This window comes from Saccharopolyspora sp. NPDC045941, from assembly GCF_056431445.1.
Window position 1 is genome coordinate 48399 of record NZ_JBWKKU010000032.1, and the last position, 24496, is coordinate 72894.

The window sequence follows — 24496 nt, forward strand, 5'->3', positions numbered from 1 at the left end:
GGGCCGATCGCGGCGAGGCTGGATGCCGGAATCGACCACGACCGGAAAGCAGAGCACCGTGTTCCTCGCCATCCGCGACATCCGCTTCGCCAAGGGGCGGTTCGCGCTCATGGGCTCGGTGGTCGGGCTGATCACACTGTTGATCGTGCTGCTGTCGGGACTGACCGCGGGACTGGCCCACCAGTCCACCTCGGCCATCTCACAGCTGCCCGCCACCCACATCGCCTTCGGCACGACCAGCGCCGAAGCCCCCGAGCAGTCCTTCGCCGACTCCTCGGTCACCCAGGCCCAGCTCGACGCCTACCGCGCCGCACCCGGCGTGCAGCGCGCCGCGCCGCTGGGCATCACCCAGACCCGACTGGAAACCGCCACCGGCGGCGCGGCGGCCACCATATTCGGCGTGCGCTCCGCCGACGGACTCGCGCCCGAGGCGGTCACGCCCGGCACGCTGGTGATCAGCCGCGAGCTCGCCGAGGACAACGACCTGGCCGTCGGGCAGACCGTGCTGGCGGGCACGCAGCGGCTGACCATCAGCGGCATCGTCGACAACGCCTACTACAGCCACACGCCGGTGGCGTGGACGGCGCTGGAGACCTGGTCGACGCTGCGGCCCCCGCGCGTCGACGCGCCGCTGGCCACCGTGATCGCTGCCGAGGTGACCACCGATCCGGCGCAGGCCGACGCCGCGGCGGGCACCACCACGGCCACCACCGGAGCCAGCCTGTCGGCCATCGGGTCCTTCTCCTCGGAGAACGGGTCGCTGCTGATGATGCAGGGCTTCCTGTACGCGATCTCCGCGCTGGTGATCGGTGCGTTCATGACCGTGTGGACCATCCAGCGCAGTGGCGACATCGCGATCCTCAAGGCCCTGGGCGGCGCCACCGGGTATCTGCTTCGGGATGCGCTGGCGCAGTCGGCGATCGTGCTGGTGCTCGGCGCCGGTGTCGGCGGCGCGGTCGGGGTCGGCCTGGGGGCGCTGGCGGTGCAGGTCGTGCCGTTCCAGCTCACCGCTGCCACGACGGTGCTGCCCATCGCCGCCATGATCGTCCTGGGCATGGTCGGTGCCGTCCTGGCCGTCCGGCGCATCACCTCCGTCGACCCGTTGACCGCTTTGGGAGCAGCCCGATGAGCCTCAACCTGACCGATGTCCGCCTGACCTACCCCGACGGCGACCGCGTTCTCACCGCCCTCGACGAGGTGTCGCTGCAGGTCGAGCCCGGCCGGATGCTGGCCGTCGTCGGCCCCTCGGGGTCCGGCAAGTCGAGCCTGCTGGCCGTGGCCGCGACCCTGCTGCGTCCCGATTCCGGCCGCGTGGTCGTCGACGGCGTCGACGCCGGTGGTCTTTCCGCCGCCCAGCGGGCCCGGCTGCGGCTGGAGAAGATCGGCATCGTCTTCCAGCAGCCCAACCTGCTCGGTTCGCTGACCGCCGCCGAACAGCTGCTCGCCGTCCAGCACATGCGCGGCGGTTCGGTGCGGCGGCAGCGCCGTGCGGCCGCCGAAGCGCTGGCCGCGGTCGGGCTGGATGGCAAGCAGCACCGGCGTCCGCACCAGCTCTCCGGTGGTGAGCGCCAGCGGGTCAACATCGCCCGCGCCCTCACCGGCAGGCCGGCGGTGCTGCTGGTGGACGAGCCGACCGCCGCGCTCGACCAGGAGCGCGGCGGCCAGATCGTCGAGCTGCTCGCCGAGGTCACCCGCCAGCACCAGGTCGCGACCGTCATGGTCACCCACGACACCGAGTACCTCGACCAGGTTGACGAGGTGGCCGTGATGCGTGACGGGGAGCTGGCCCGTTCAGTAGCGGGTGCCCATCGCTGAGCGCACCTCGGTGAGGGTCGCCTCGGCGATGGTGTTGGCGCGCTCGTTGCCTTCGTGCAGGATCCGGCGGAGATAGCCGCGGTCCTGCGCGAAGGCGGCGCGGCGTTCCCGCATCGGTGCCAGGTGCTCGTTGACGGCCTCGGTGACAGTGCGCTTCAGCGCCGCCGCGCCACCCGGACCGATGTCCGCGGCGACGTCGTGCGGATCGCGCCCCAGGCACAGGGCCGCGAGCAGCACCAGGCTGGAGACCTCCGGGCGCGACTGCGGGTCGTAGGTGATGTGGCGTTGCGCGTCGGTCTTCGCGCCGCGGATCAGCCGCGCGGTCTCATCGGCGGTGGCCGACAGCGTGATCGCGTTGCCGCGGCTCTTGCTCATCTTGGTGCCGTCGGTGCCCAGCAGCAGCGGCGCCGGCGACAGCAGTGCGTCGGGTTCGGGCAGCAGCCGCCCGTAGCGGTCGTTGAAGCGGCGCGCGATCGTGCGGGTCAGCTCCAGGTGCGGCAGCTGGTCCTGGCCCACCGGTACCAGATTGGCCTTGCAGAACAGGATGTCGGCGGCCTGGTGCGCGGGGTAGGTGAACATCAGGCCGCTGACGGTCGCCTGCCGCGAGTGGTTGATCTCGTCCTTGACCGTGGGGTTGCGGCTGAGCTCCGAGACCGACACCAGGCTCAGGAACGGCAGGAGCAGCTGGTTGAGCGCCGCGACCGCGCTGTGGGTGAAGATCGTGGCGGTCCGCGGGTCGATCCCGGCGGCCAGGTAGTCCAGCACCAGGTCGTCGACGTGCTCGCCGAGGTGTTCGGTGAGGTCGCGGTCGGTGAGCACCTGGTAGTCGGCGATGATCACCATCATCTCCACGCCCTGGCGCTGCAACCGGACGCGGTTGTGCAGGGTGCCGAAGTAGTGGCCCAGGTGCAGCAGCCCGGTCGGGCGGTCGCCGGTGAGCACCCGGAAGTCGTTGGGGCGCAAGGCGATCTGTTCCTCCAGCTCGGCACTGCGGCGCACGGCGGTGGAGGTCTCGATCACGGTGGTCATGGTGTTCTCCTCGGTCTGGTGGGGCCCGGTCGACGCCCTGGACGTGCGGAGAACACGAAGAAGGGCCGTCCATCCGAACGGCCCGAGATGTGCGTGCTTGAGGTGGCCGCTCCTAACCGGAGCGCCACCACGAGAGGCACGAACTGCGAATCACACCAGCATCTTAACCCGTCCCTGCGGCGCGCTGCCCGCGCTGTAACCGACGCCATCTCGCGGCGCCGGCCGGCCCGGGGAGGCGGTCAGGGGACCTCCAGGGTCATTTTCGTGTTGGTGACGGAGAACCCGAGTCGCTCGTACACTCGCTGCGCCGGATTGCCGACCGTGACGGCCAGCCCCACCTCGTGCCAGCCCTGCGCGTTCAACCACGCCATGGCCCGCCGCAGCAGCAGGCCGCCCAGTCCGGCGAATTCCGCTACCGGGCGGCGGAACACATCGCCCACCCACGGAACGCCGTCGTGATCGTTGATCACCAGGCCCGCCGCGACCCGGTCCTCGGCGTCGACCACCAGCGCGCTGCATCCCAGCACCGGCCCCAGTACCCGGCCGCTCAGCAGTGGCTGCAGCAGCTCCGCCAGCACCTGCTGAGCGTTGCCGGACACGCGGTCGGGATGTTCCGGCGGGAACGCCTCCAGCCACGCCGGCAGCAACTCCGACGCCGGGCGATCGCAGGCCACCACCCGCAGCGGCGCCCCCGGCACCAGCTCCGTCCACTCGGGCGGCGGCGGGTCGCCTCGCAGATCGCGGCGCATCGCATGCGCATGCCGCTTCAGCCGCGCCCCCGCCCGCAGCAGCGCCTCGCCCTGCTCGGGAGTGACCGACAGCTTCCACCCCGGCAACTTCGCGCGGAACAGCGCCAGCGCATCGGGCCCTTCGATGGCCAGCACCCGCGCGACGCGCGGCATCCCGGCCGGGGCGTAGGACACCGTCGTGGTCCCGTCCGACAGCACCGCGGCCTCACCGGTGTGGTTCTCCTGCAGCATTCGACAAGCACTACACCCGAATCTCGTGCTGGGGCAACTGAATTAGCGCCGGCGCCGACGCGTCGGGGGGCCTGTTCCGCTTGGAGCAGACCCCCCAACACCGGTGACTATCCGCGGACCGGTGTCACTGGTCCTGGCCTTCGTCGGTCGCCACGGCGTGCGCCACGCCGTCCTGCCCGTACCCGTCCTGCCCGTTGGAGCCGGTGCAGCTGCCGCTCTCGCATGCCGGGGCGGGCAGCGTCGTGACGTTCCACGGCTGGTCCTGGGCCTGTGCCAGGCCCGCGGTGGTGCCGGCGAAGGCGGCGGCGAGGACGGCGACGCTGAGGATTCGGCGCATGATCACGTATCTCCTGGAATGCTCGGGCCCCCCGTGCGGGGGCCGGTGGCCCCAGGTCAACACCGACCGGCGCCGCGCGCCGACTGGATCACCACGACAGGCGAGCGGATCTACCCCGTCCGGCGGACGGCGGCGCGGAAATTCCCTTGACATCCGCGGCGGGCCGGCCGCTAAGATCAACACCACTATGAAGAACTGACTTCGAGCCAGGCCCGCGTCCGAGGCTTCCGCGACCGCTTTCACCGGTTCGCGTCGAATCATGCCCGGCGGGCGACTGCCATCGAGTCCTCCGGTGTGACGCCCCGTGTCCCATGCTTCTGCTGCTTCGTCCTTCGTCCTGCGCGCGCGTGATCTCGTCAAGTCCTATGCGGACCGAACCGTCCTCGCCGGGGTGTCGCTGACCGTCTCGCCCGGCCAGCGCATCGGCCTGGTCGGCGAGAACGGCGCCGGCAAGTCCACCCTGCTGCGCATCCTCGCCGGTGCGGAAGATCCCGACAGCGGCGAGCTCGCCCGCCCCGACGACCTCGGATTCCTGCACCAGGAACCACCTTTCACCCCCGGCACGACGCTGGCGGCCGCGCTCGACGAGGCGCTGGCCGACCACCGCGCCGCGCAAGCCCGCCTGGCCGAACTCGCCGACGCCCTCGGCGAGGCACCCGAGGACCCCGGGATCCTCGCCGCCTACGGCGAAGTCCTCGACTGGGCCCAGCAGCACGACACCTGGAACGCCGACCACCGCGCCGAAGTCGTCCTCGACGGGCTCGGCCTGGGCGGCATCACCGGCGACCGGCGCATCGGCACGCTCTCCGGCGGCCAGCGCAGCAGGCTGGGCCTGGCCGTCCTGCTGCTGCGCAGGCCGCGCGCGCTGCTGCTGGACGAACCCACCAACCACCTCGACGAATCCGCCCTGACGTTCCTGCAGCAGCACCTCGCCGCGCTGCCCGGCGCCGTCGTGCTGGCCAGCCACGACCGCGTGTTCCTCGACGCGGTCTGCACCGACATCCTCGACCTCGATCCCGCCGTGGACGGCCCCACCCGCTACGGCGGCACCTTCACCGACTACCTCGCCGCCAAACGCGCCGAACGCGCCCGCTGGGAACAGCGCTACACCGCCGAGCAGAACGAACTCGCCGCCCTGCGCCACGCCGTGGACGTCACCGCCCGCCAGGTCAGCCACCACGGCATGCGGCGCGACAACGCCAAGATGGCCTACGACTACTCCGGCGGCCGGGTCCAGAAGCAGATCTCCCGCCGGGTGCGCAATGCCCAGCAGCGCCTCGACGACCTCACCGCCGCCCAAGTCCGCGAACCGCCGAGCCCGCTGCGCTTCGCCGCACCCCTCACCGGCCGCGAAACCACCACCGATGTGGTGCTGCAGATCCGGGAAGCGGGCGTGCGCGGGCGGGTGTGGATCGACGAACTCGACGTCACCGGCACCGACCGGCTGCTGATCACCGGCGGCAACGGCGCGGGCAAGTCCACCCTGCTGCACCTGGCCGCCGGCCGGCTGGCACCCGACACCGGCAGCGTGCAGCGCCGCCACGACGTCAGCGTCGGCCTGCTCGAACAGGACGTCACTTTCACCGAACCCCGCAAGAGCCCCCGGCAGATCTACGCCACGCCCCACCGGGAGGACCGGCCCGACCTGCGCGACCTGGGCCTGCTCGCCCCGGCCGACCTCGACCGCCCCGTCGGCGTCCTCTCGGTCGGCCAGCGCCGCCGCCTGGCCCTGGCCCTGCTGCTCGCCGATCCACCACAGGTGTTGTTGCTGGACGAACCCACCAACCACCTGTCGCTGACCCTCGTCGGCGAACTCGAAGACGCCCTGCACACCGCGCCCGGTGCCATCGTCGTCGCCAGCCACGACCGATGGCTGCGGCGACGCTGGAACGGGCCCACCCTGAACCTGCACGACGGCCGAAGCGCCTGAGGGGAGCCGCCACCATGCCCAACACGCCCGACCCCACCCGGGTGCATCCCAGCACCCGGCCCGAGCTGACCAACGTGGCCTTCCTGTCCACAGTGGTCAGCTCCCCGCTGATCGAGGTCGGCGAGTACACCTACTACGACGACCCTGCGGGCGCGGCCGAATTCGAAACCCGCAACGTGCTCTACAACTACGGGCCCGCGCGGCTGCGCATCGGCCGGTTCTGCGCGCTGGCCACCGGAGCGCGGTTCATCATGCCCGCCGCCAACCACCCCATGATCGGCTGCTCCACCTACCCGTTCACCATGTTCGGCGGTGACTGGGCCCAGGCCACCCTCGACCTCGCCACCAGCCTGCCCGCCAAGGGCGACACCGTCGTCGGCAACGACGTCTGGATCGGCCGCGACGCCACCATCATGCCCGGCGTGCGCATCGGCGACGGCGCGATCATCGCTACCGGCGCGGTGGTCACCGGCGACATCCCCGCCTACGGCATCGCCGGCGGCAACCCGGCTCAGGTGATCCGCCGCCGCTTCTACGACGACGACGTCGAGCTGCTGCAGCGCATCGCCTGGTGGAACTGGCCCGTCCAGACCATCACCACCCACGTGCGGACCATCATGGGCGGCGACCCCAAAGAGCTCGCGGCCCTGGCCCGCCGGAAAGGGCTGCTCGATGACTGAACGCCACATCACCACCCCCGACGGCCTGCTGCTGTGGAGCGAATCCCGCGGCGACCCGGCGGACCCGCCGGTGCTGCTGATCATGGGCGCCAACACCAACGCGCTGGGCTGGCCCGACGAGTTCGTCGACGCCCTCGTCGCGCACCACCTGCACGTCGTGCGCTACGACCACCGCGACACCGGCCGCTCCACGCACCTGGACATCACCGACTACGCCCTGACCGACCTCGCCCGCGATGCCGTGGCGGTCCTCGACGGCCACGACATCGCCACCGCCCACGTCGTCGGCCTGTCCATGGGCGGTACCCTCGGCCAGCTGCTCGCCCTGGACCACCGCGACCGGCTGCGCACCCTCACCCTGATGCTGACCGCCGCCCTCGACGTCGACTTCGCCGACTCGATGCGCCGCGCCGTCGAGGGCGAACCCACCGACCTGCCCCCACCCACCCCGCGGGTGGTCACCGCGATGGCCCACCGCGCCGACCGCGCACCCGACCGCGCCACCGCGCTGCAACGCCGGATCGACGAGTGGCGACTGCTCGCAGGCGACGAAATCCCCTTCGACGCCGCGGAGTTCCGCCGCTGGGAGAACGCCGCGATCGACCACGCCGGCAGTTACCGGCAGCCGTCCGCGCACGCCTTCGCCACCCCGGTGCCCCACCGAACGCGGCGCCGAACTGCGCCACGTCGCCACGCCGACCCTGGTCATCCAGGGCCCGCAGGACCCCATCAACCCGCCCCCGCACGGCCGGCACCTCGCCGACCTCATCCCCGGCGCCCGCTGCGCGACCATCCCCGGGCTCGGCCACGCCCTGCCCGGCGCGCTGCACCGCCAGATCACCACCACCATCACCGACCACATCGGACACTTCGAGAGGACCACCGCGTGATCGACCCCCGCCTGCGCGACCGCGTTGCCGTGATCACCGGCGCCAACAGCCCGCTGGGCATCGGCGCCGGCATCGCCCGAGCCCTGGCCCGCCAAGGCGTCAAAGTCGTGCTCGCATCCCTGCCCGAAACACCCCCGACCCGCGACGCCACCGGCGCCGACCGCACCTACAGCACGGCGAAGGCAACCGACACCGACCACGTGCGCGACGCCCTGCGCGCCGACGGCGCCGACGCCGAATCGCTGGCCGCCGACCTCGCCGACCCCGCCGTCGTCCCGGCGATCTTCGACCACGCCGAAACCCACTTCGGGCCGGTGGAGATCCTCATCAACAACGCCGCCCACTGCGTGCCCGACACCTTCGGGACCGAGCCCGCGCGCGGCGCCACCACCGTCGCCGCGGCGAGCCTGGACGCCCACCACGCCGTCAACACCCGCGCCCCCGCGCTGCTGATGGCCGAATTCCACCGCCGCCACCGGCGCCGCAAGGCCGGCTGGGGCCGCATCATCAACATCTCCACCGACGCCGCGCCCGGCGCGGCCGACCAGATCTCCTACTGGGCGACCAAGAACGCGCTGGAATCGCTGAGCCGCTCCGCGGCCATCGAACTCGGCGCCGCCGGCATCACCGTCAACATCATCTCGCCGGGCCCGGTGCAGACCGGCTGGATCAGCGACGACATGAACACCCGCTTCGCCGAGTTCAGCCCGCTGGGCCGCGTCGGCCGCCCCGACGACATCGCCGACCTCGCGGTCTTCCTCGCCTCCCACCAAGCCCGCTGGGTGACCGGCCAGACCATCTACGCCGGAGGGGGCAAACGCATGATCTAGCGCCGTCCACTGTGTCCGGCGGATCGGCGCGGCGGGGAAACCGGGAACGAAACACCGGAATGCCGGAGCGAAATCGTTGTTACGGTCCCGGCATGCCACGCGTCGTCGATCTCGCCGGGTACCGCCGGTTCTGGGCGGCGTCGACCACCTCGATCTTCGGCACCCACATCACCGGCCTCGCCGGGCAGATCCTCGCCCCGGCCACCCTGCACGCCACCGCGATCGAACTCGGCCTGGTCAACGCCGCGCGCTGGGTGCCCTACCTGCTGTCCGGGCTGCTCGCCGGTGTCGTCGTCGACCCCCAATGAACTGGCCTATCGCCAGTCCGTCACGCCACATCGGTTGAAGGGCCGGATGAACACCACCATCCGGTCGGTCAACCGCGGCGCGATCGTCCTCGGCGCCCCGCTGGGCGGCCAGCGCCGACGCCGCTACCGCACGGCGCTGTGGGTCGGCATCGCCGGGCTCGCCGTATCGGCCACGGCGCTGGCCGCCTCACCGTTCCGCCACGCCGGCCACTCGGAGCCGGTCGTCGGCACAGCCTGACCCCCGTGAGCGTTTTGGGGTGTTGTGGCGCCCCAAAACGCTCACGGCTCGGCGCATCTCACCGCACTGCGGAAACGCGGTCACCCACGTGCCGACTTGCGCCTGCGGCGAGGCTGACGGTGATCGCCACCAGCCACAGCAGCACGCCGACCACGGCCAGGCGGTGCAGCCCCGCGACGAAATCAGCAGGTGCTTCCGGCGAGCCCGCGACCGCGCCGAACACCGCGACACCCAGCGCGGTCCCGGTCTGACGCATGGTGTTGTTCACCCCGCTGGCCAGCCCCGAACGCCGCGGACCGAGCGCACCGACCGCGGCCGCCACCACAGGCGTGGTCAGCAACCCGGCACCGATCCCGCACGCCACCAGCACCGGAACCACCTCCGCATAACCACCGCCCGGAGACGCCAGGGCCCAGCAACCCGATCCCGCCGCGGCGATCACCGCGCCGCACACCATCGGCACCCGGGGTCCGAAGCGCGCCACCAGCCGCCCGGCCACCGGCGCCAGCAGCACCAGCGGAATCGACATCGGCAACAGCAGCGCACCGGTGCGCGCCGGCGAGTTCCCGCCGAGGGTCTGCAGGTACAGCGACAGCACGAACAGCGTGCCGTTCATGCCGAGATTCATCAGCAGCGCCACCGAGTTCGCCGTCAGGAACGGCCGGTTGCCCAGCCACGAACGCGGCATCCGCCGCCCGGCCGCCCCCAGCGCGATCACCGCCAGCACCAGCGCTGCCACCACCGATGCGTCCAGCCCCGCCTGGCCGGCCTCGATCACCGCGAACACCAGTGCCGTCAACCCCGCGACCGCGCCCGCCAGCACCCCGACGCGCACCCGCTGCCCGCGATCGCCGGGCACATCCGGCACCAGCGCGCGAACCCCCACGACCGCGGCGATCACCACCGGCACGTTCAGCGCGAACACCGACTGCCAGCCGCCCCACTCGACGAGGAGGCCGCCCACCAGCGGACCGGCCGGCAACGCCAGCGACGACACCGCCGCCCACACCCCCAACGCCCGCGCCCGCGCCGCCGCATCCGGATACACCCCGGCGATCACCGCCAGGCTGCCCGGCAGCAGCAACGCCGCCCCCACGCCCTGCACCGCGCGGGAGGCGACCAGCGCCCCGAGCCCCGGAGCCAGCGCGCACCCCAGCGACGCCGCGCCGAAGACCGCCAGCCCGGCGAGCACCACCCGGCGGTGCCCGAAGCGGTCGCCCAGCGCGCCGCCGACCAGCAACATCCCGGCGATGGCCAGCGCATACCCGTCGACCACCCACTGCGTCCCCGCCATCCCCGCGCCCAGCGCACCGCGGATGGCGGGCAGGGCCACGTTGACCACCGTGACGTCCAGCAGCACCAAGAACATGCCCGCGCACATCACCGCGAGCACCAGCACAGGAGAACCTCGTCTCTTCAACACGCACCGAGGCTGCACCCGCAACACTTCACGCCGGCCTGAAACGTCGCGGGCGCAGAATGGGCACATGGCAGTCCAGGGAGACAGCGACATCACCCGGCCGCGCCAAGGTGCTGCAGGCGCTGGCCGACGGGCGATCGCTACCCGCCTCGGTGCTGGCCGCGGAGGCCGGGCTGTCGGCCAGCGCCGCCAGCGCGCACCTCGCCAAGCTCTGCGCGGGCGGCCTGATCGAGGCCGAACGCTCCGGGCGGCACCGCTACTTCCGGCTCGTCGACGACCGGGTCGCCGCCGTGCTGGAAGCCCTCGCCGCCATCGCACCGGCCGAACCGGTGCGCTCGCTGCGCCAGGGCTCCCGTGCCGCCGCGGTGCGCGAAGCCCGCAGCTGCTACGACCACCTCGCTGGGAGGCTCGGCGTCGCGGTCACCGCGGCACTGCTGGACCGTGGCGCGCTCGCCGCCGACGACGGCATCCCCGACACCCGCCGCCGCCCGCACGAGGGCCTGTCCGTGCAGCTCAGCGACCATCCCTACCGGCTCGGTCCGCACGCCGAAGAGGTCTTCGCCGCCCTGGGCGTGGACCTGCGCGCCGCGCAGGCCGGGCCGTCGCGACGGCCGCTGCTGCGGTTCTGCGTGGACTGGAGCGAACAGCGGCACCACCTCGCCGGCCGGCTCGGCGCGGCACTGCTGACCGGGTTGCTCCATTCAGGCTGGCTGGCCCGCAAACCTCAGCAGCGGGCGCTGAAACTCACCGCGCACGGCGCCGACGGGCTGCAAGCCGCGCTCGGCATCACGCCGGGCGAGCCCGGTCTGTCAGCAGCCGCACCGCCAGCCCGGCCAGCACCACGCCCATGAAGTACCGCTGCACCCGCAGCCACCCCGGGCGCCGGGCCAGCATGCCCGCCACCGACCCGGCCGTCACCACGATCAGCGCGTTCACCGACAGCGCCACCAGGATCTGCACCACGCTCAACGTCAGGCTCTGCAAGGCCACACCGCCCCGCGCGGGGTCGATGAACTGCGGCAGCAGCGACACGTAGAGGACCGCGATCTTCGGGTTGAGCAGGTTGGTCACCAGCCCCATCGCGAACAGCTTTCCCGGCCCGTAGGCGGGGGTGGGCGCCGGCGCGAACACCGACACCCCGCCCGGGCGCACCGCCTGCCACGCCAGCCACAGCAGGTATGCCGCGCCGGCGATCTGCAACGCCGTGTACAGCGCAGGCACCAGCGCGAACACCGTGGCGATGCCCGCGGTGGCCGCCGCCGCGTACACCAGGAACCCCACCGCCGTGCCCAGCAGCGACACCAGCCCCGCCCGGCGTCCCTGCGTCAGCGACCGCGACACCAGGTAGAACATGTTCGGTCCCGGCGTGAGCACCAGCCCCAGCGCCACCACCGCGATCCCCGCCACCGCCGGAAATTCGACCACCACGCCACCTTCTCGCCGCAACAAACCGTCCTCGTCGGACACTAGGCAGCCGCGGCGGCGGCGCCAACGGCCAATCCGGCGGCACTGGCCTCACCCGTCTAGGAGCCCAGCTCCGCGAGGTCACCGTCGCCGAGCCTCAACCCACCGGCGGCCACGTTCTCTTCCAGGTGCGCCAGCGAACCGGTGCCCGGGATCGCCAGCGTCACCGGGGAAACCGCCAGCAACCAGGCCAGCGAGACCTGCGCGACACTGGCGGAAAGCCGCTGCGCAACCGTCTGAACACCGGCCGCGTCCATTGGCGTGCTACCGCCGCCGAGCGGGAAGAACGGCACATAAGCAATCCCCGACCGCTCGCATTCGGCCAGCAACTGCCGGTCCTCGACGTGCTGCACGTGGAAGTGGTTCTGCACCGCCGTGACCGGGGCGACCGAGCGCGCTTCCGCGAGCTGCGCAGCGTCCACATTGCTCACGCCGAGGTGGCGGATCAGCCCGGCCTCACGCAGCTCGGCCAGCACCGCGAACCGTTCCGCGACCGACGACCCGTCCGGGCCGATACCGCCCGCCCGCAGATAGACCAGGTCCAGCCGCGACACCCCCAGCCGCCGCAGATCCTCCTCGACCAGGCCCCGCAACTCCGCCGCCGTTGCCTGTCCCCGGAACGTCCCGTCGGCGTCGCGCAGCGGGCCTACCTTCGTCGCGATCACCACACCCTCGCGGTGCGGCCGCAGCGCCTGCCGGACCAGTTCATGCGCACTCGTGCCACCGAGGCGGTAGAAACCAGCGGTGTCGATGTGGTTGACGCCTAGCTCCACGGCTCGCCGCAACACCGCCACACCAGTCGCCGGATCGCGCGGCGGCCCCTCCAGCGAATTGGCGACCAGCCGCATCGCACCGAAACCCATCCGGTTGATCCGCAGATCACCGCCCAGCAAGAACTCGCCACCCACTGCGGCTGTCAGATTCGTCATGCGCACCAGCCTCAAGGCCCACCCGGCCGGGCCACCAACGGCTGGCAGCTTGCTGCCAACGCACTTGCACCCGCCGCCTCGAACGTCTCCGTAGACTCCGTGGGCATGGGTGACCACCAGGTGATCGCGGTGCGTGGCGAGGCAGATCTCATCCGCCGGGCAGGACACCTGTTCACCGATGCCCGCACCGAGTTCGTGTGCGCCGCCACCGACCTGCGCACCTGGTCGCACCGGCGCCTCCGGCCCACCGGCGAACCTGTTCCGGACCTGCGGGTGCGCAAGCTGTTCACCTCGGCCGCGCTCTGCGATCCGCAACAACGGCAGCATTTGCTGCGGATCGCGGATGTGGGCGCGGAGGTGCGGATCTGCGCCGCCCCGCTGCCTCACGAGACGATCATCATCGACCGGCGGGCGATGATCCTGGCCGGCGCCATCACCGCGGGCGAACGCGAGTTCACCGCGACCACGGCGCCGACCTTCATCAACGGCGTGCACGCCCTGTTCGACGCCACCTGGCACGCGGCCATCCCACTCGCCGGCTACTTGCGCCAGGAACTTCCGCAGATCGACCAGGCCGGACGCAGCGTCCTGCAGGCGCTCAACGCCGGGCTCACCGACGAAGCCGCGGCCCGCCGCATCGGCGTCTCCCTCCGCACCTACCGGCGGCGCGTCGCCGAGCTGATGACCCTGCTGGACGCCAACTCCCGCTTCCAAGCCGGTGCCCGAGCCGGCGAACTCGGCCTCACCAGTTGAAACGCCGTGGTCAGTACTCGTCGTGGTACTTCACCTGCGGGCTGCCCGCAGGGGCACCCAGCCCGGTGGCGCGGCCCTCGGGTTCCTCCCAGTCCTCCTGCCGCCCCAGGGCGGTCAGGTCCAGGAAACTCGTGGTGCTGCCCAGCACGTCCATGCCCCGCCCGTAGGTCGAGTAGGTGTGGAACACGCGGTCGCCGACGCGCAGGAAGCAGCTCAGCCCGGGCAGCTCGAACGGCTGCTCACCGGAGACGTAGTAGCCGGTGCCGACCCGCCGGTGCTCCTCGGCGGTGCGGTAGTTGTACTCCACCGGGCGCACCGACTCGTCCAGCGTCACGTGGAAGTCGTAGTTGAAGTCGCTGCCGTAGGAGGAGTACCAGGGCACGGCCCAGCCCATCCTGGCCCGGAACGCCTCGATCTTGGCCAGTGGCGCGCGCGATACCAGGACCAGCGACGTGCCGCGGGCGTGCAGGTGGGCCAGGTGCCCGATCTGGTCGATGAACGACGAGCAGCTCCGGCAGGCGCCGTCCCACCTCGGATCGAACATCGCGTGGTAGATCACCAGCTGCGGCCGTCCGTCGAACAGCTCCGGCAGGCCGACCGGCCCGGCCGGGCCCTCGAACCGGTAGTCCGCGTCGATCTCGACCATCGGCAGCCGCCGCCGGTCGGCGTTGAGCGCGTCTCGGGCGCGGGTGAACTCCTTCTCCCGCACCAGGAAATCGCGGCGGGCCGCCAGCCACTCCTCGCGCGAAACGATGTCGGGAACGCTCATCACATACTCCGTCAACCTCGTGGTTTCGCCTGCACCACGGGTAGACCGGCGCGCGCCGCGAAACTCATCGCGCCAGCGCCCGGCGCGCGTGCTGCAAGAAGTCGCGTTCGGCTGCGTTGTCGGTTCCCGCGATCGCCGCGTCGTAGGCCCGCGTCGCTTCCTCGACGCGCCCCAAGCGGCGCAGCAGGTCCGCGCGGACGGTGTGGAACACGTGGTATCCGCCGAGGTGGAGCTCGTCCACCAGGGCCAGTCCCGCTTCCGGGCCCTCGACCTCCGCGACGGCGACCGCGCGGTAGAGCGCCACCACCTGGCTCGGCGACACCGCCAGCAACTGGTCGTACAGCGCCCGGATCTGCCGCCAATCGGTGTCGGCGGCGGTCGGCGCGTCGCTGTGCACGGCGTTGATCGCTGCCTGGATCTGGTAGGGGCCGGGCTGGTTGCGGCGCAGGCAGCGGCGCACGAGGGCCTGGCCTTCGGCGATGAGGTCGCGATCCCAGCTGCCGCGGTCCTGGTCGGCCAGCAGCACCAGTGCGCCATCGGCGGTCGTGCGCGCCGCCCGCCGCGATTCGACCAGCAGCATCAGCGCCAGCAGCCCCAGGACCTCCGGCTCGTCGGGCATCAGCTCGGCCAGCAGCCGCCCCAGCCGGATGGCCTCCGCGCACAGGTCCTCGCGGACCAGCCGAGGCCCCGAGCTGGCGGTGTGGCCCTCGTTGAACACGAGGTAGACCACGGCCAGCACCGCGCGCAGCCGGTCCGGCAGGTCGGCTTCGCTTGGCACCTGGTACGGGATCCCCGCGTCGCGGATCTTGCCCTTGGCGCGCACCAGCCGCTGGGCCATCGCCGGCTCGGCCACCAGGAACGCCCGCGCGATCTCCGCGGTGCTCAGCCCGCCGAGCAGCCGCAGCGTCAGCGCCACCTGCGCGCCGGTGGACAGCGCCGGGTGGCAGCACGTGAAAATCAGCCGCAACCGGTCGTCGTGCACGGGCCCCTCCTGCTCCGGCGCGTCGCGGGCGTGCAGCAGCGCGGCCTGCGCGTGCCGGTCCTCTCGGGAGGCCTCCCGGCGCAGCCGGTCGACCGCCCGGTTGCGCGCCGTGGTGATGATCCAGCCCGCCGGACTCGGCGGCAGGCCCGCCGACGGCCACTTCGCCACGGCCGTGGCGAAGGCGTCCTGGACCGCTTCCTCGGCGATGTCGATGTCGCCGAAGACGCGGACCAGGACCGCTACCGCGCGGCCGTACTCCGCGCGGAAGACCCGTTCGACCTCCGCTACGCCGACGACCGGCACGTCTCGCCCTCGTCGTCCTGCAACGGCCGCACCTCGATGGGCAGGGTGATCGCCTTCGCCAGCTTGCGGCCCCACTCCAGCGCGGCGTCCAGGTCGGCCGCCCGGATGATGGTGAACCCGCCCAGGTGTTCCTTGCCCTCGGTGTACGGGCCGTCGGTGGTGAGCACGTCGGCGCCCTTCGCGTGCAGCACGGTCGCGGTGGTCGGCGGGTGCAGGCCGGCGGCGAACACCCACGCCCCGGCGGCCTGCATCTCGGCGTTCACCGCCTGCACGTCGCGCATGATCGGCTCCAGCACCTCCGGTGGCGGCGTGGGCCCGTCGGGCTGGTAGATGCTCAGCAGGTATTGCTTCATCGCGTTCTCCTCGCGCTCGTGAAGCCGGCTCCGCCCCGGCTCCTCACCCACTACACGAACGGCTCCGCGCCGGATCGACACCACGGTGCGAAGAATTTCCGCGGGCCGCCACCCAGCACGTACCGATGATCACGCGGCCGCTGGACTGTGGTCTGCCTCTCCCCGCCGGTCGCGGCTGAATCGGTCCGGCGCGCGGTCCACTGTGATCCGTGGCGGGCCCGCAACGGCACCGGCGCGCTGGGGATAGCATCCGGCTAGGCAATCACCCGGCGAGCAGGAGAACGAAACCTCATGACCCAAGCTCCCGTCACCGTGACCGTTACCGGTGCGGCCGGTCAGATCGGCTACGCGTTGCTGTTCCGGATCGCATCCGGTCAGCTCATCGGGCCCGACACCCCGATCAAGCTCCGCTTGCTGGAGATCCCGCAGGCGGTCAAGGCGGCCGACGGCACCGCGATGGAGCTCGACGACTGCGCCTTCCCGCTGCTGCAGAGCATCGACATCACCGACGATGCCCGCACCGCGTTCGACGGCACCAACGTCGCGCTGCTGGTAGGCGCCCGCCCGCGCACCAAGGGCATGGAGCGCGGCGACCTGCTGGAGGCCAACGGCGGCATCTTCAAGCCGCAGGGCGAGGCGATCAACGCCGGTGCCGCCGACGACGTGCGCGTGCTGGTGGTCGGCAACCCGGCCAACACCAACGCCCTCATCGCCCAGGCCCACGCGCCGGACGTGCCCGCCGAGCGGTTCACCGCGATGACTCGCCTGGACCACAACCGGGCGCTGTCCCAGCTGGCGCAGAAGCTGAACGTGTCGATCACCGACATCAAGAAGCTCACCATCTGGGGCAACCACTCCGCCACCCAGTACCCCGACCTCTTCCACGCCGAGGTCGGCGGCAAGATCGCCGCCGAGCAGGTCGAGCAGGCCTGGCTGGCCGACGAGTTCATCCCGACCGTCGCCAAGCGCGGCGCGGCCATCATCGAGGCCCGCGGCGCGTCCTCGGCCGCCTCGGCCGCCAACGCCGCCATCGACCACGTGCACACCTGGGTCAACGGCACGCCCGAGGGCGACTGGACCTCGGCGGCCGTGGTCTCCGACGGCTCCTACGGCGTGCCGGAGGGCCTGATCTCGTCGTTCCCGGTCACCGCGCGTGACGGCAAGTTCGAGATCGTGCAGGGCCTGGAGATCGACGAGTTCTCCCGCGAGCGCATCGACGCCTCGGTCAACGAGCTCGTCGAGGAGCGCGACGCGGTCAGCAAGCTCGGCCTGATCTGAGCCACCCGCGCAAAGCCGAAGTGGGCCGTCCCGGTTGCGGGGCGGCCCACTTCTCGTTGCGGATCCGGTGATATTCGGTTGCCGGGACCGGCCGCGGGGCAGGACCATCGGCGCATGGCCCACCCCCCGGAACTGATCACCCTCGAATCGGCGGTGCTGCGCCGCTGGCGCGGTGGCGATCTCGCCGAGATGCACCGAGTGGTCACCGAGGCCCTGCCGCACCTCCGGCCGTGGATGCCGTGGGCCGCCGGGGACTACTCGCTGGACACCGCCGTCGAGTTCCTCGACCGCTGCGACCGCAACTGGCACACCGGCAGCGCCTACACCTACGCCATCATCGTCGACGGCGCGATCGCCGGCTGCGTCGCCATGGAACGCCGCATCGGCTCCGGCGGCCTGGAGATCGGGTACTGGCTGCACCCCGACTACACCGGTCTCGGCCTGGCCACCACCAGCACCGCCGCGCTGGTCGACGAGGCGTTCGCGCTGCCGGGCATCGACCGGGTGGAGATCTGGCACGACGCGGCGAACACCACCAGCGGGCGCATCCCGCAACGCCTCGGCTTCACCTGCGTCGACCGCCGCAGCCCCAGCCGCGACCCCCGATCGGGCAGCGAAGAGGGCATCGACGTCATCTGGCGGCTGACCCGCCCGGCCCCGCGGTGACGCCCGAGGTCACCATCGCCGCCGGCCGGATCCGCGGCCGCCACGGCGCAGTCCACTCGTTCCTCGGAATCCCATACGCCGCAGCACCGTTCGGGCCGAACCGGTACCAGCCGCCCAGGCCGGCAGAGACCTGGAACAGGGTGCGCGACTGCGTGGCGTTCGGCCCCATCGCACCCCAGGACGCGGAACTGCCCGGCGCGCCGACGTGGTCCGGCGCCGACGACGTGCTCACCCTCAACGTCTGGGCGCCGCCTGCCGCGCACCGGCTCCCGGTGCTGGTGTGGATCCACGGCGGCGCCTACACCTTCGGTTCCACCGCCCAGCCCGACTACGACGGCACCGCCCTGGCCGCAACCGGGCTCGTCGTAGTCACCGCCAACTACCGGCTGGGTTTCGAAGGGTTCGGGCATCTGCCCGGCCATCCCGACAACCGCGGCCTGCTGGACCAGATCGCCGCGCTGCGCTGGGTGCGGGAGAACATCGCGGCATTCGGCGGCGACCCGGGCAACGTGACGGTCGCCGGGCAGTCCGCCGGCGCCGGATCGGCGGCGTGCCTGCTGCTCATGCCGCAGGCACGCGGGCTGTTCCGCCGCGCCATCCTGCACAGCGTCCCCGACTCCTACTCCACCACCGACGCCGCCGCGGCCATCACCGCCGAGATCACCGCGCGAATGGGCACCGATCCGCAGACGGCCCCGCCCCGCGAACTCGTCGCCGCCGCGACCGAAGTCTCCGGCGCCCCGCAGCCCGGTTCCCGGCGCCAGTACGACCCGGTCCTGTTCGGCCCCGTCGTCGACGGCCGCACACTGCCCGCGGCACCACTGTCCACAGTGCACGACACGACCATCGACATCCTGGTGTGCCACACGGCAGAGGAGTACTGGCTGTTCGACGCGCTGGACACCATCAAGCGCGTCGACACCGATGTCCAGCTGCGCGGCTTCGCCCACGCCATGGCCATCCCGGACACCGTCGCCGAGCGCTACCTCGCCCTCGCGTCCTCGCCGCGCGAGGCCTATCTCGCCCTGTTCGGCGACGCGATCTTCGCGGCCCACAGCACGCGGCTGGCCGAGCACCACGCACGCCACGGCGGGCGGGCGCACCTGGCCCGTTTCGCCCGCATCCGCCCCGGAGTCCACGCCTGGCACGGCGCCGATGTGCCGCTGAACTTCGGCAACCTCGCCGCGGCGGACTTCCTCCTCGGCGGCCCACCCGACCACCACGACCAAGCCCTGTCCCGGCGCATGATGCGCGCCTGGCGCGACTTCGCCCGCACCGGCGACCCCGGCTGGCCACAGGTCACACCCGGCGAAACCCCGGTGCACACCTGGGCGACACCCGGCGACCGGCTCGACCGGGCCGGCGGCGAACCCTGGCGCGCCATGCGGTGACCGGCGTCAGCCCGGCCGGTTGCCCATCGCCGAGGGCTGCAGCAGCGAGATCGGGTTGCCGTCGAGATCGGTGAAGGTCGTCATCCGGCCCCACGGCACCTCCTGCGGGTTCCCGGCCTCCACCCCCGCGGCGCGCAGCTCCGCGATATCGGCGTCCAGGTCGTCGGTGTGGAACTGCAGGTGCACGGGCCCGCCGAATTCGCGCCCGTCGACGCTGAAGTCGACCAGCACCACACCGGTCTGTGCGCCGGGCGGGGCGACCATGACGAACTGGCCGTGCGGGCCGGCGATGTCCACGACCAGCTCGAAGCCGAGGACGTCGACGTAGAACTCGCGGGCCTTGACGTGGTCGGCCACCGGCACCGACACGAACTGCAGACGTGAGATTCGCATGTCGACACGGTAGGTGCCGCCTACAGTTCGAGCACCAGATGCGGACGGGACCACGTGATCGCGCCCTCCGCGGGAACCGTCCCCACACGCTGAGCCCCGACCGACAGGTAGAAGCCCTCCGACGGCGGGTGCGACACCACGTGCACCCGCCGCAAACCCCGGGCGCGGGCCTGCGCGCGGGCGTCGTCGATGAGCATCCGGCCCACGCCCCGGCCCTGCGCGGCGTCGTCGACGAACATGAAGTCGAGCTCGCCCTCGCCGGCGCCGCCACGCCCCGGGACGATCACCGTGCAGAAGCCCAGCGGCCGGCCCGACTCGTCGCGGGCAACCCGCACCAGGTGCGCCGCCAGGTACTCGGCGTCGATGCCCAGATCGGCCACCATCACCCGGTAGTGCCCGTCGTAGGCGCTGCTGGTCCGCACGATCCGCGTCAGCCGTTCGGTATCGGCGACCGTCGCGTCCTCGATCTTGATTGCCATGGCAACCAGTCAATACCAACGCCACGACACCCGGCGCGCCCCGCCGCACCGGAAGCGCGGTTCACCAGACCGACTCGATGGCTTCCTCCAGCGCCATCATCCGGTGCGGGCCGGCGAGGTGCCGGGTCACGAACGCGCAGGAATACCCGTGCTTCCGCGACACCCACGCCGTGGAGCCGCCCAGTCCGCCCATGGCCAGCTCTCCGTCGTAGTGCTGCAGGCCCAGCGTCCACGTCACGTCGAAGCCGAGGAACAGGTCCCGCCCGCTGACCTGCGGCCGGATGAACTCCCCGTGCAGTTCCCCGCCCAGCAGCCGGGCCACCGGCCCCTCGGCGTCGGCCAGCCCGGCGAAGAACCCGCACAGCGCCCGGGCGGTGGTGTGCATGCCGATCGCCGGGAACTCGGCGCGGCGCCAGCGCTCGGAGTTGTGCAGCGCCACGTCGAACGCGCCGGGCGGTACCGCCAGCGCGCGGTGCGTCAGATCGCCCGGCTCGCCGAACTTCCAGGACTCCGGGTCGGCGACCTCCAGCTCCGCGACCCGGCCCAGGTCCGCTTCAGGAACCCCGAAGTGCGCATCCAGCCCCAGCGGTCTCGCGATGTCCTCCCGGAACACCGTCCCCAGCGAGCGCCCGGTGACCGACCGCACGACGCCGTCGAGCAGATGACCGTAGGTCAGGCCGTGTTCGGCCACCGCCGTGCCCGGCGGCCATTCCGGCGCGGCCGTGGCCAGTTGCGCGCGCAGCCCGGCGTCGTCGAACGGGTCCGCGGCGGCGGGGAACACCGGTTGCCCGGCCTGGTGGCTGAGCAGCTGGCGCAGCGTGGTCGCCGACTTGCCGGTCGCCGCGTAGTCCGGCCACAGCGCGGCCACCGGGGTGTCCAGCGCGATCCCGGCTTCGGCGAGCACCTTCAGCAGGGTCAGGGCGGCGAACGGCTTGCTGACCGAGTAGACGTGCACGAGCGTGTCCTCGCGCCATGGACTGGTGCGCGCGGCATCGGCCCACCCGCCGGAGAGCCGCACGACCTCCTCGCCGCCGTAGCGCACCACCAGCCCGGCACCGGTCTCGCGGCCGCCGGCCAGCAGCTGCGCGAAGGTCTCGGCCACCTTGGCGAACCGGTCGTCCACCACGCCCCGCGGTTCCATCGTCCTCCAGCCCTTCGGTGTCCACTGTGGAGCAGATTCCGGCGGATCCGGCTCAGCGACCGTCCACTGACAACCAGACTATTCGGACGATCAACTCTTTTTTCGCGACGAGTGAAAGCCCCATCGCGGCGCCCACCGGTAGGGTGACGTTATGTCCGATGCGTTCCGCCTGATCCGCTGCGGAAAACTGTCCGATGTGGCCGAATACGCCTACGGCGCCGTCGTGCGCCCCGACTCGCAACTCGTCTTCGCCGCCGGAGCCTGCCCGCTCGACGAGGCCGGCGCGACCGTGGCCGTCGGCGATTACGCCGCACAGGCGCACCAGATGATGCGCAACCTCGAAACCGCCCTGGCCGACGCCGGGGCCCGACTGTCCGATGTGGTCAAGACGACCGTCTACGTGGCCGCCACGCGGCAGGCCGACCTGGTCACGACGTGGGAAGTGGTGCGCGACCACTTCGGCGACCACGACCCGCCCAGCACCCTGCTGGGCGTCACGGTGCTCGGCTACGACGACCAGCTGGTCGAGATCGACGCGCTGGCCGCCGTGAACCCCTGAGCCGAGCCCGCGACGCGAAATCCAGGTGCGGATCAGGAAACCAATTGACAGGCTGGTGGTCATGAACCACGCGCACGACGCCGCCACCACCGGGCCGCAGGCCCAGGTCACCACCCCCATCACCGCGGTTCTCCTGCGCGGCGCGCTCGACCTGGAACGCACCGAGCACGGGTTGCTGCCGCACCGGCTGCCAGCCTGGGCGCGTGCGCAGTACACCGATGGGCAGCTGGCCATGGCCGAGTCCCAGCCCTCCGGCGTGCGGTTGGTCGTCAGCACCCGAGCCACGGTCATCGAGCTGGACGTCCTCCCCACCAAGACCGTCTACCAAGGTCTCCCGCCGCGCCCCGGCAGCGTCTACGACCTGCTCGTCGACGGCCGCCTGATCGACCAAGCGAGCGCGCCGGGCGGCAACGTCGTGACCGTGGACATCGCCACCGGCTCCACCGAGACCCGGCCCGGCCCGGTCGGCACCGTCCGGTTCGCCGGGCTGCCCGACCGCGTCAAGGAGGTCGAGATCTGGCTGCCGCACAACGAGCTCACGCAACTGGTCGCCCTGCGCACCGACGCTCCGGTCGAGCCGGTGCCGACCGGGCGGCGCAGGGTGTGGCTGCACCACGGCAGCTCCATCAGCCACGGCTCCAACGCGGCCAGTCCCAGCACGATCTGGCCCGCGCTGGCCGCCGCCCTCGGCGACGTGGAACTGATCAACCTGGGCTTCGGCGGCAGCGCCCTGCTCGACCCGTTCACCGCCCGCACCCTGCGCGACACCCCCGCGGACCTGATCAGCGTCAAGATCGGCATCAACGTCGTCAACGCCGACCTGATGCGCCTGCGCGCCTTCACCCCAGCAGTGCACGGCTTCCTCGACACGATCCGCGAAGGACATCCCACGACGCCGCTACTGGTCGTCTCGCCGATCCTGTGCCCCATCCACGAGGACACCCCCGGCCCCGGCGCTTTCGACATCGACGCGCTCCGAGCCGGCAAGGTGCAGTTCCGGGCCACCGGCGACCCCGCGGAGCGCGCGGCCGGGAAGCTGACGCTGAGCGTCATCCGGGAGGAGCTCGCCCGCATCGTGAAGCAGCGCGCGGCCGACGACCCGAACCTGCACCACCTCGACGGCCTCGAGCTCTACGGCGAGGCGGACTTCGCCGAGCTGCCGCTGCCCGACCGGCTCCACCCGGACGCCGCCACCCACCGCCGCATCGGCGAACGCTTCGCCGAACGAGCCTTCGGCTCCGACGGCCCGTTCACCGCCGAACGAGCCCGCTGACTACGCGCCACCGTGCTGCCTACCTGCTGCGGAACCGGGCGGCAGGCGGCGCGGTGATCTGAAGGCTGCTACGCCGGCTCCACGGGCGGCGGCGCCGCAGCTGCCCGCAGAGCACGCAGCTCCTCCGTCGCCGCGTCGAGCTGCCGTTCGGCGCGCTCCGCGCGTGCCAGCGACTGCTCCCGCGCGTCCTGCACCGCCGCCACCCGCTGCGCGGCGGCGGTGCGCTCGGTCTCCATCCGCTCCGCGGCCTCTGTCCGCAGCTGCTGGAGTTCCGCCGCCTGCTGCTCGCGCAGCACTGCGAGCTCGTCGCGCTGGCGCTGCACCTCCGCGCGCGCTTCCTCCGCTACGCGCTTGAGCTCGTCCAGCTGTCCCTGCGCGGTCTCCGCCGATTGTTCGGCGCGCGCTGCCCGCTCCACCGCCGCCGCCTGCTGCTGCGCCGCGGCATCCATCTGCCGCCGCGCTTCCTCTTGCGCCGCTTGGATTTCCGCCGCTGCGCTCGCCTTCGCCTGCTCGATGGAGTTGCGCGCGTCGGCGATCTGCCGCTCGGCGTCGCGCCGGGCCGCCGCGGTGGCGACCTCGGCTTCGTTGCGCGCGGCCTCGATGTCCTGCCGCGCCCGCTGCTCGGCTTGGTCCGCCCGTTCCACGGCATCATCCCGTTCCTTGCGGGCGCTTTCGGCCTCCTGTCCGGCGGTTTCCGCGGCCGCGGTGGCGTCCTCTGCCGCCGCCTCGGCGGCGCTGCGCGCCTGTTCGGCGTCGCGACGCTGCTGCTGCGCGGTGGCCAGGGCCTTCTCGGCCTGCGCGATGCGGTGCGCGGCTTCGGCTTGGGCCGCCTGGATCTGCGCCTCCGCCGCGCTGGGATCAGCGATCGTACCGAGTTCGGCGATGCCGGCACGCAGATTCCGGGTCAATTGCTCCGACAGGAGCCGGTACTGCCGCAGCAACTCCTCGGCCCGCAGCCGCGCGCTGTCGTACTCGACGGCCGCGACCGGCGAAACCTCGGCCTGATCCTGCACGGCTTGCAGGCGCTGCCGTTCCTTCCAGGCGCGCCAGCGGGTGTGTTCGGGAAGATCGCAGTACTCCGAGGGGCGCCCCGGGCCGCCGGTGCGCACGACCTCCCGCGAGCACCCGGGGAACCGGCACACCCCTTCGGCCTGCTCCTCGGACGTCGCGTCGCGCACCTGCTGCTCACCCATGCCGCGGACGTTATCAACCGCGACCGGCGGCACGTCGGACCTGCTGGCGGGGCACGCCGCCGCCCCCGGGACCCGCCCCGGTAGCACGACCTGCGTCCCGCCCGCCGCATCTG

General features: G+C 72.1%; 27 protein-coding genes. 14 read left to right on the forward strand and 13 right to left on the reverse strand.

From position 1 onward, the window contains the following. Positions 1–22 precede the first annotated feature (22 nt). Both AC07FN_RS24940 and AC07FN_RS24945 read left to right on the forward strand, forming a co-directional pair. On the forward strand, positions 23–1129 hold the full coding sequence (locus AC07FN_RS24940; RefSeq protein WP_478397799.1) for an ABC transporter permease: 1107 nt from the start codon (positions 23–25) through the stop codon (positions 1127–1129). Further along, a complete protein-coding gene (locus AC07FN_RS24945) occupies positions 1126–1815 on the forward strand; it encodes an ABC transporter ATP-binding protein (RefSeq protein WP_478397800.1) in 690 nt (229 codons plus the stop codon). The genes AC07FN_RS24940 and AC07FN_RS24945 overlap by 4 nt, the downstream gene beginning before the upstream one ends. On the opposite strand, the gene trpS is transcribed toward AC07FN_RS24945, so the two are convergent. The 3 genes from trpS to AC07FN_RS24960 all read right to left on the reverse strand — a co-directional run bounded on the left by trpS (position 1792) and on the right by AC07FN_RS24960 (position 4161). Then, entirely contained in the window at positions 1792–2844 is a 1053-nt protein-coding gene (gene trpS, locus AC07FN_RS24950; RefSeq protein WP_478397801.1) for a tryptophan--tRNA ligase, read from the reverse strand. The two genes, AC07FN_RS24945 and trpS, sit on opposite strands and share 24 nt — an antisense overlap. 239 nt (positions 2845–3083) lie before the next feature. After that, complete coding sequence (locus AC07FN_RS24955) at positions 3084–3824, reverse strand: GNAT family N-acetyltransferase (RefSeq protein WP_478397802.1); 741 nt, start codon at positions 3822–3824, stop codon at positions 3084–3086. 124 nt (positions 3825–3948) lie between these two features. Further along, positions 3949–4161 carry a hypothetical protein gene (locus AC07FN_RS24960; RefSeq protein WP_478397803.1) on the reverse strand — a complete coding sequence of 71 codons (213 nt, stop codon included), beginning with the start codon at positions 4159–4161 and terminating at the stop codon, positions 3949–3951. 304 nt (positions 4162–4465) lie between these two features. Between AC07FN_RS24960 and AC07FN_RS24965 the strand changes: the two genes are divergently transcribed. The 5 genes from AC07FN_RS24965 to AC07FN_RS24985 all read left to right on the forward strand — a co-directional run bounded on the left by AC07FN_RS24965 (position 4466) and on the right by AC07FN_RS24985 (position 9037). After that, positions 4466–6091, forward strand: a complete 1626-nt coding sequence (locus AC07FN_RS24965) for an ABC-F family ATP-binding cassette domain-containing protein (RefSeq protein WP_478397804.1) — start codon at positions 4466–4468, stop codon at positions 6089–6091. Positions 6092–6105: 14 nt separating this feature from the next. Further along, positions 6106–6771, forward strand: a complete 666-nt coding sequence (locus AC07FN_RS24970) for a CatB-related O-acetyltransferase (protein WP_478397805.1) — start codon at positions 6106–6108, stop codon at positions 6769–6771. Beyond that, complete coding sequence (locus tag AC07FN_RS24975; RefSeq protein WP_478397806.1) at positions 6764–8491, forward strand: SDR family oxidoreductase; 1728 nt, start codon at positions 6764–6766, stop codon at positions 8489–8491. The genes AC07FN_RS24970 and AC07FN_RS24975 overlap by 8 nt, the downstream gene beginning before the upstream one ends. Before the next feature lie 92 nt (positions 8492–8583). After that, complete coding sequence (locus AC07FN_RS24980; RefSeq protein ID WP_478397807.1) at positions 8584–8799, forward strand: hypothetical protein; 216 nt, start codon at positions 8584–8586, stop codon at positions 8797–8799. 46 nt (positions 8800–8845) lie between these two features. Further along, positions 8846–9037, forward strand: a complete 192-nt coding sequence (locus AC07FN_RS24985) for a hypothetical protein (RefSeq protein WP_478397808.1) — start codon at positions 8846–8848, stop codon at positions 9035–9037. 58 nt (positions 9038–9095) lie between these two features. Here AC07FN_RS24985 and AC07FN_RS24990 read toward each other — a convergent pair whose 3' ends face one another. Continuing rightward, positions 9096–10460 (reverse strand): MFS transporter, encoded by a 1365-nt coding sequence (locus AC07FN_RS24990; RefSeq protein ID WP_478397809.1) that lies wholly within the window; start codon positions 10458–10460, stop codon positions 9096–9098. Positions 10461–10516: 56 nt separating this feature from the next. Between AC07FN_RS24990 and AC07FN_RS24995 the strand changes: the two genes are divergently transcribed. After that, complete coding sequence (locus tag AC07FN_RS24995; protein WP_478397810.1) at positions 10517–11308, forward strand: MarR family transcriptional regulator; 792 nt, start codon at positions 10517–10519, stop codon at positions 11306–11308. Here the strand turns inward: AC07FN_RS24995 and AC07FN_RS25000 are convergent. Together AC07FN_RS25000 and AC07FN_RS25005 are read right to left on the reverse strand one after the other, a co-directional pair. Then, a complete protein-coding gene (locus tag AC07FN_RS25000) occupies positions 11244–11882 on the reverse strand; it encodes a LysE family translocator (protein WP_478397811.1) in 639 nt (212 codons plus the stop codon). The genes AC07FN_RS24995 and AC07FN_RS25000 overlap by 65 nt on opposite strands. 98 nt (positions 11883–11980) lie before the next feature. Next, positions 11981–12850, reverse strand: a complete 870-nt coding sequence (locus AC07FN_RS25005) for an oxidoreductase (RefSeq protein WP_478397812.1) — start codon at positions 12848–12850, stop codon at positions 11981–11983. Between the two features lie 105 nt (positions 12851–12955). Here AC07FN_RS25005 and AC07FN_RS25010 point away from each other — a divergent pair, with 105 nt between their 5' ends. Next, positions 12956–13603, forward strand: a complete 648-nt coding sequence (locus tag AC07FN_RS25010) for a DNA-binding response regulator (RefSeq protein ID WP_478397813.1) — start codon at positions 12956–12958, stop codon at positions 13601–13603. A gap of 10 nt (positions 13604–13613) precedes the next feature. On the opposite strand, the gene AC07FN_RS25015 is transcribed toward AC07FN_RS25010, so the two are convergent. The 3 genes from AC07FN_RS25015 to AC07FN_RS25025 form a co-directional block, all read right to left on the reverse strand. After that, positions 13614–14372 carry a DUF899 domain-containing protein gene (locus AC07FN_RS25015; RefSeq protein WP_478397814.1) on the reverse strand — a complete coding sequence of 253 codons (759 nt, stop codon included), beginning with the start codon at positions 14370–14372 and terminating at the stop codon, positions 13614–13616. A 64-nt stretch (positions 14373–14436) separates the two neighbouring features. Further along, positions 14437–15657 carry an RNA polymerase sigma factor gene (locus AC07FN_RS25020; RefSeq protein ID WP_478397815.1) on the reverse strand — a complete coding sequence of 407 codons (1221 nt, stop codon included), beginning with the start codon at positions 15655–15657 and terminating at the stop codon, positions 14437–14439. After that, positions 15639–16010, reverse strand: a complete 372-nt coding sequence (locus tag AC07FN_RS25025; protein WP_452612465.1) for a YciI family protein — start codon at positions 16008–16010, stop codon at positions 15639–15641. Before AC07FN_RS25025 ends, AC07FN_RS25020 begins: the two co-directional genes overlap by 19 nt. 291 nt (positions 16011–16301) lie before the next feature. On the opposite strand from AC07FN_RS25025, the gene AC07FN_RS25030 reads away from it, so the two are divergent. From AC07FN_RS25030 to AC07FN_RS25040, 3 genes are all read left to right on the forward strand, one after another. Then, a complete protein-coding gene (locus AC07FN_RS25030; protein WP_478397816.1) occupies positions 16302–17288 on the forward strand; it encodes a malate dehydrogenase in 987 nt (328 codons plus the stop codon). 114 nt (positions 17289–17402) lie between these two features. After that, complete coding sequence (locus AC07FN_RS25035) at positions 17403–17954, forward strand: GNAT family N-acetyltransferase (protein ID WP_478397817.1); 552 nt, start codon at positions 17403–17405, stop codon at positions 17952–17954. Then, on the forward strand, positions 17951–19345 hold the full coding sequence (locus AC07FN_RS25040; protein WP_478397818.1) for a carboxylesterase/lipase family protein: 1395 nt from the start codon (positions 17951–17953) through the stop codon (positions 19343–19345). The genes AC07FN_RS25035 and AC07FN_RS25040 overlap by 4 nt, the downstream gene beginning before the upstream one ends. Positions 19346–19351: 6 nt before the next feature. Here AC07FN_RS25040 and AC07FN_RS25045 read toward each other — a convergent pair whose 3' ends face one another. From AC07FN_RS25045 to AC07FN_RS25055, 3 genes are all read right to left on the reverse strand, one after another. Then, on the reverse strand, positions 19352–19738 hold the full coding sequence (locus AC07FN_RS25045) for a VOC family protein (RefSeq protein WP_478397819.1): 387 nt from the start codon (positions 19736–19738) through the stop codon (positions 19352–19354). Between the two features lie 20 nt (positions 19739–19758). After that, positions 19759–20217, reverse strand: coding sequence for a GNAT family N-acetyltransferase (locus tag AC07FN_RS25050; protein WP_478397820.1), 459 nt, complete (start codon positions 20215–20217; stop codon positions 19759–19761). Between the two features lie 61 nt (positions 20218–20278). Continuing rightward, on the reverse strand, positions 20279–21358 hold the full coding sequence (locus tag AC07FN_RS25055) for a serine hydrolase domain-containing protein (RefSeq protein ID WP_478397821.1): 1080 nt from the start codon (positions 21356–21358) through the stop codon (positions 20279–20281). Between the two features lie 151 nt (positions 21359–21509). Between AC07FN_RS25055 and AC07FN_RS25060 the strand changes: the two genes are divergently transcribed. Then, complete coding sequence (locus AC07FN_RS25060; protein ID WP_478397822.1) at positions 21510–21917, forward strand: RidA family protein; 408 nt, start codon at positions 21510–21512, stop codon at positions 21915–21917. 61 nt (positions 21918–21978) lie between these two features. Continuing rightward, entirely contained in the window at positions 21979–23190 is a 1212-nt protein-coding gene (locus tag AC07FN_RS25065) for a GDSL-type esterase/lipase family protein (RefSeq protein WP_478397823.1), read from the forward strand. 68 nt (positions 23191–23258) lie between these two features. Here AC07FN_RS25065 and AC07FN_RS25070 read toward each other — a convergent pair whose 3' ends face one another. After that, the gene (locus AC07FN_RS25070; RefSeq protein ID WP_478397824.1) at positions 23259–24383 is read right to left on the reverse strand and encodes a hypothetical protein; all 1125 of its coding nucleotides are present in this window, start codon (positions 24381–24383) and stop codon (positions 23259–23261) included. Positions 24384–24496 lie beyond the last annotated feature (113 nt).

Coding starts and splice junctions, on each gene's coding strand:
- AC07FN_RS24955 (WP_478397802.1), bottom strand. CDS start 3,824: ATGCTGCAGGAGAACCACACCGGTGAGGCCGCGGTGCTGTCGGACGGG.
- AC07FN_RS24970 (WP_478397805.1), top strand. CDS start 6,106: ATGCCCAACACGCCCGACCCCACCCGGGTGCATCCCAGCACCCGGCCC.
- AC07FN_RS25035 (WP_478397817.1), top strand. CDS start 17,403: ATGGCCCACCCCCCGGAACTGATCACCCTCGAATCGGCGGTGCTGCGC.
- AC07FN_RS25055 (WP_478397821.1), bottom strand. CDS start 21,358: ATGGAACCGCGGGGCGTGGTGGACGACCGGTTCGCCAAGGTGGCCGAG.
- AC07FN_RS24985 (WP_478397808.1), top strand. CDS start 8,846: ATGAACACCACCATCCGGTCGGTCAACCGCGGCGCGATCGTCCTCGGC.
- AC07FN_RS24945 (WP_478397800.1), top strand. CDS start 1,126: ATGAGCCTCAACCTGACCGATGTCCGCCTGACCTACCCCGACGGCGAC.
- AC07FN_RS25025 (WP_452612465.1), bottom strand. CDS start 16,010: ATGAAGCAATACCTGCTGAGCATCTACCAGCCCGACGGGCCCACGCCG.
- AC07FN_RS24975 (WP_478397806.1), top strand. CDS start 6,764: ATGACTGAACGCCACATCACCACCCCCGACGGCCTGCTGCTGTGGAGC.
- AC07FN_RS25065 (WP_478397823.1), top strand. CDS start 21,979: ATGAACCACGCGCACGACGCCGCCACCACCGGGCCGCAGGCCCAGGTC.
- AC07FN_RS25045 (WP_478397819.1), bottom strand. CDS start 19,738: ATGCGAATCTCACGTCTGCAGTTCGTGTCGGTGCCGGTGGCCGACCAC.
- AC07FN_RS25050 (WP_478397820.1), bottom strand. CDS start 20,217: ATGGCAATCAAGATCGAGGACGCGACGGTCGCCGATACCGAACGGCTG.
- AC07FN_RS25070 (WP_478397824.1), bottom strand. CDS start 24,383: ATGGGTGAGCAGCAGGTGCGCGACGCGACGTCCGAGGAGCAGGCCGAA.
- AC07FN_RS25010 (WP_478397813.1), top strand. CDS start 12,956: ATGGGTGACCACCAGGTGATCGCGGTGCGTGGCGAGGCAGATCTCATC.
- AC07FN_RS25030 (WP_478397816.1), top strand. CDS start 16,302: ATGACCCAAGCTCCCGTCACCGTGACCGTTACCGGTGCGGCCGGTCAG.
- AC07FN_RS24940 (WP_478397799.1), top strand. CDS start 23: ATGCCGGAATCGACCACGACCGGAAAGCAGAGCACCGTGTTCCTCGCC.
- trpS (WP_478397801.1), bottom strand. CDS start 2,844: ATGACCACCGTGATCGAGACCTCCACCGCCGTGCGCCGCAGTGCCGAG.
- AC07FN_RS24960 (WP_478397803.1), bottom strand. CDS start 4,161: ATGCGCCGAATCCTCAGCGTCGCCGTCCTCGCCGCCGCCTTCGCCGGC.
- AC07FN_RS24995 (WP_478397810.1), top strand. CDS start 10,517: ATGGGCACATGGCAGTCCAGGGAGACAGCGACATCACCCGGCCGCGCC.
- AC07FN_RS25005 (WP_478397812.1), bottom strand. CDS start 12,850: ATGACGAATCTGACAGCCGCAGTGGGTGGCGAGTTCTTGCTGGGCGGT.
- AC07FN_RS25015 (WP_478397814.1), bottom strand. CDS start 14,372: ATGAGCGTTCCCGACATCGTTTCGCGCGAGGAGTGGCTGGCGGCCCGC.
- AC07FN_RS25060 (WP_478397822.1), top strand. CDS start 21,510: ATGTCCGATGCGTTCCGCCTGATCCGCTGCGGAAAACTGTCCGATGTG.
- AC07FN_RS24980 (WP_478397807.1), top strand. CDS start 8,584: ATGCCACGCGTCGTCGATCTCGCCGGGTACCGCCGGTTCTGGGCGGCG.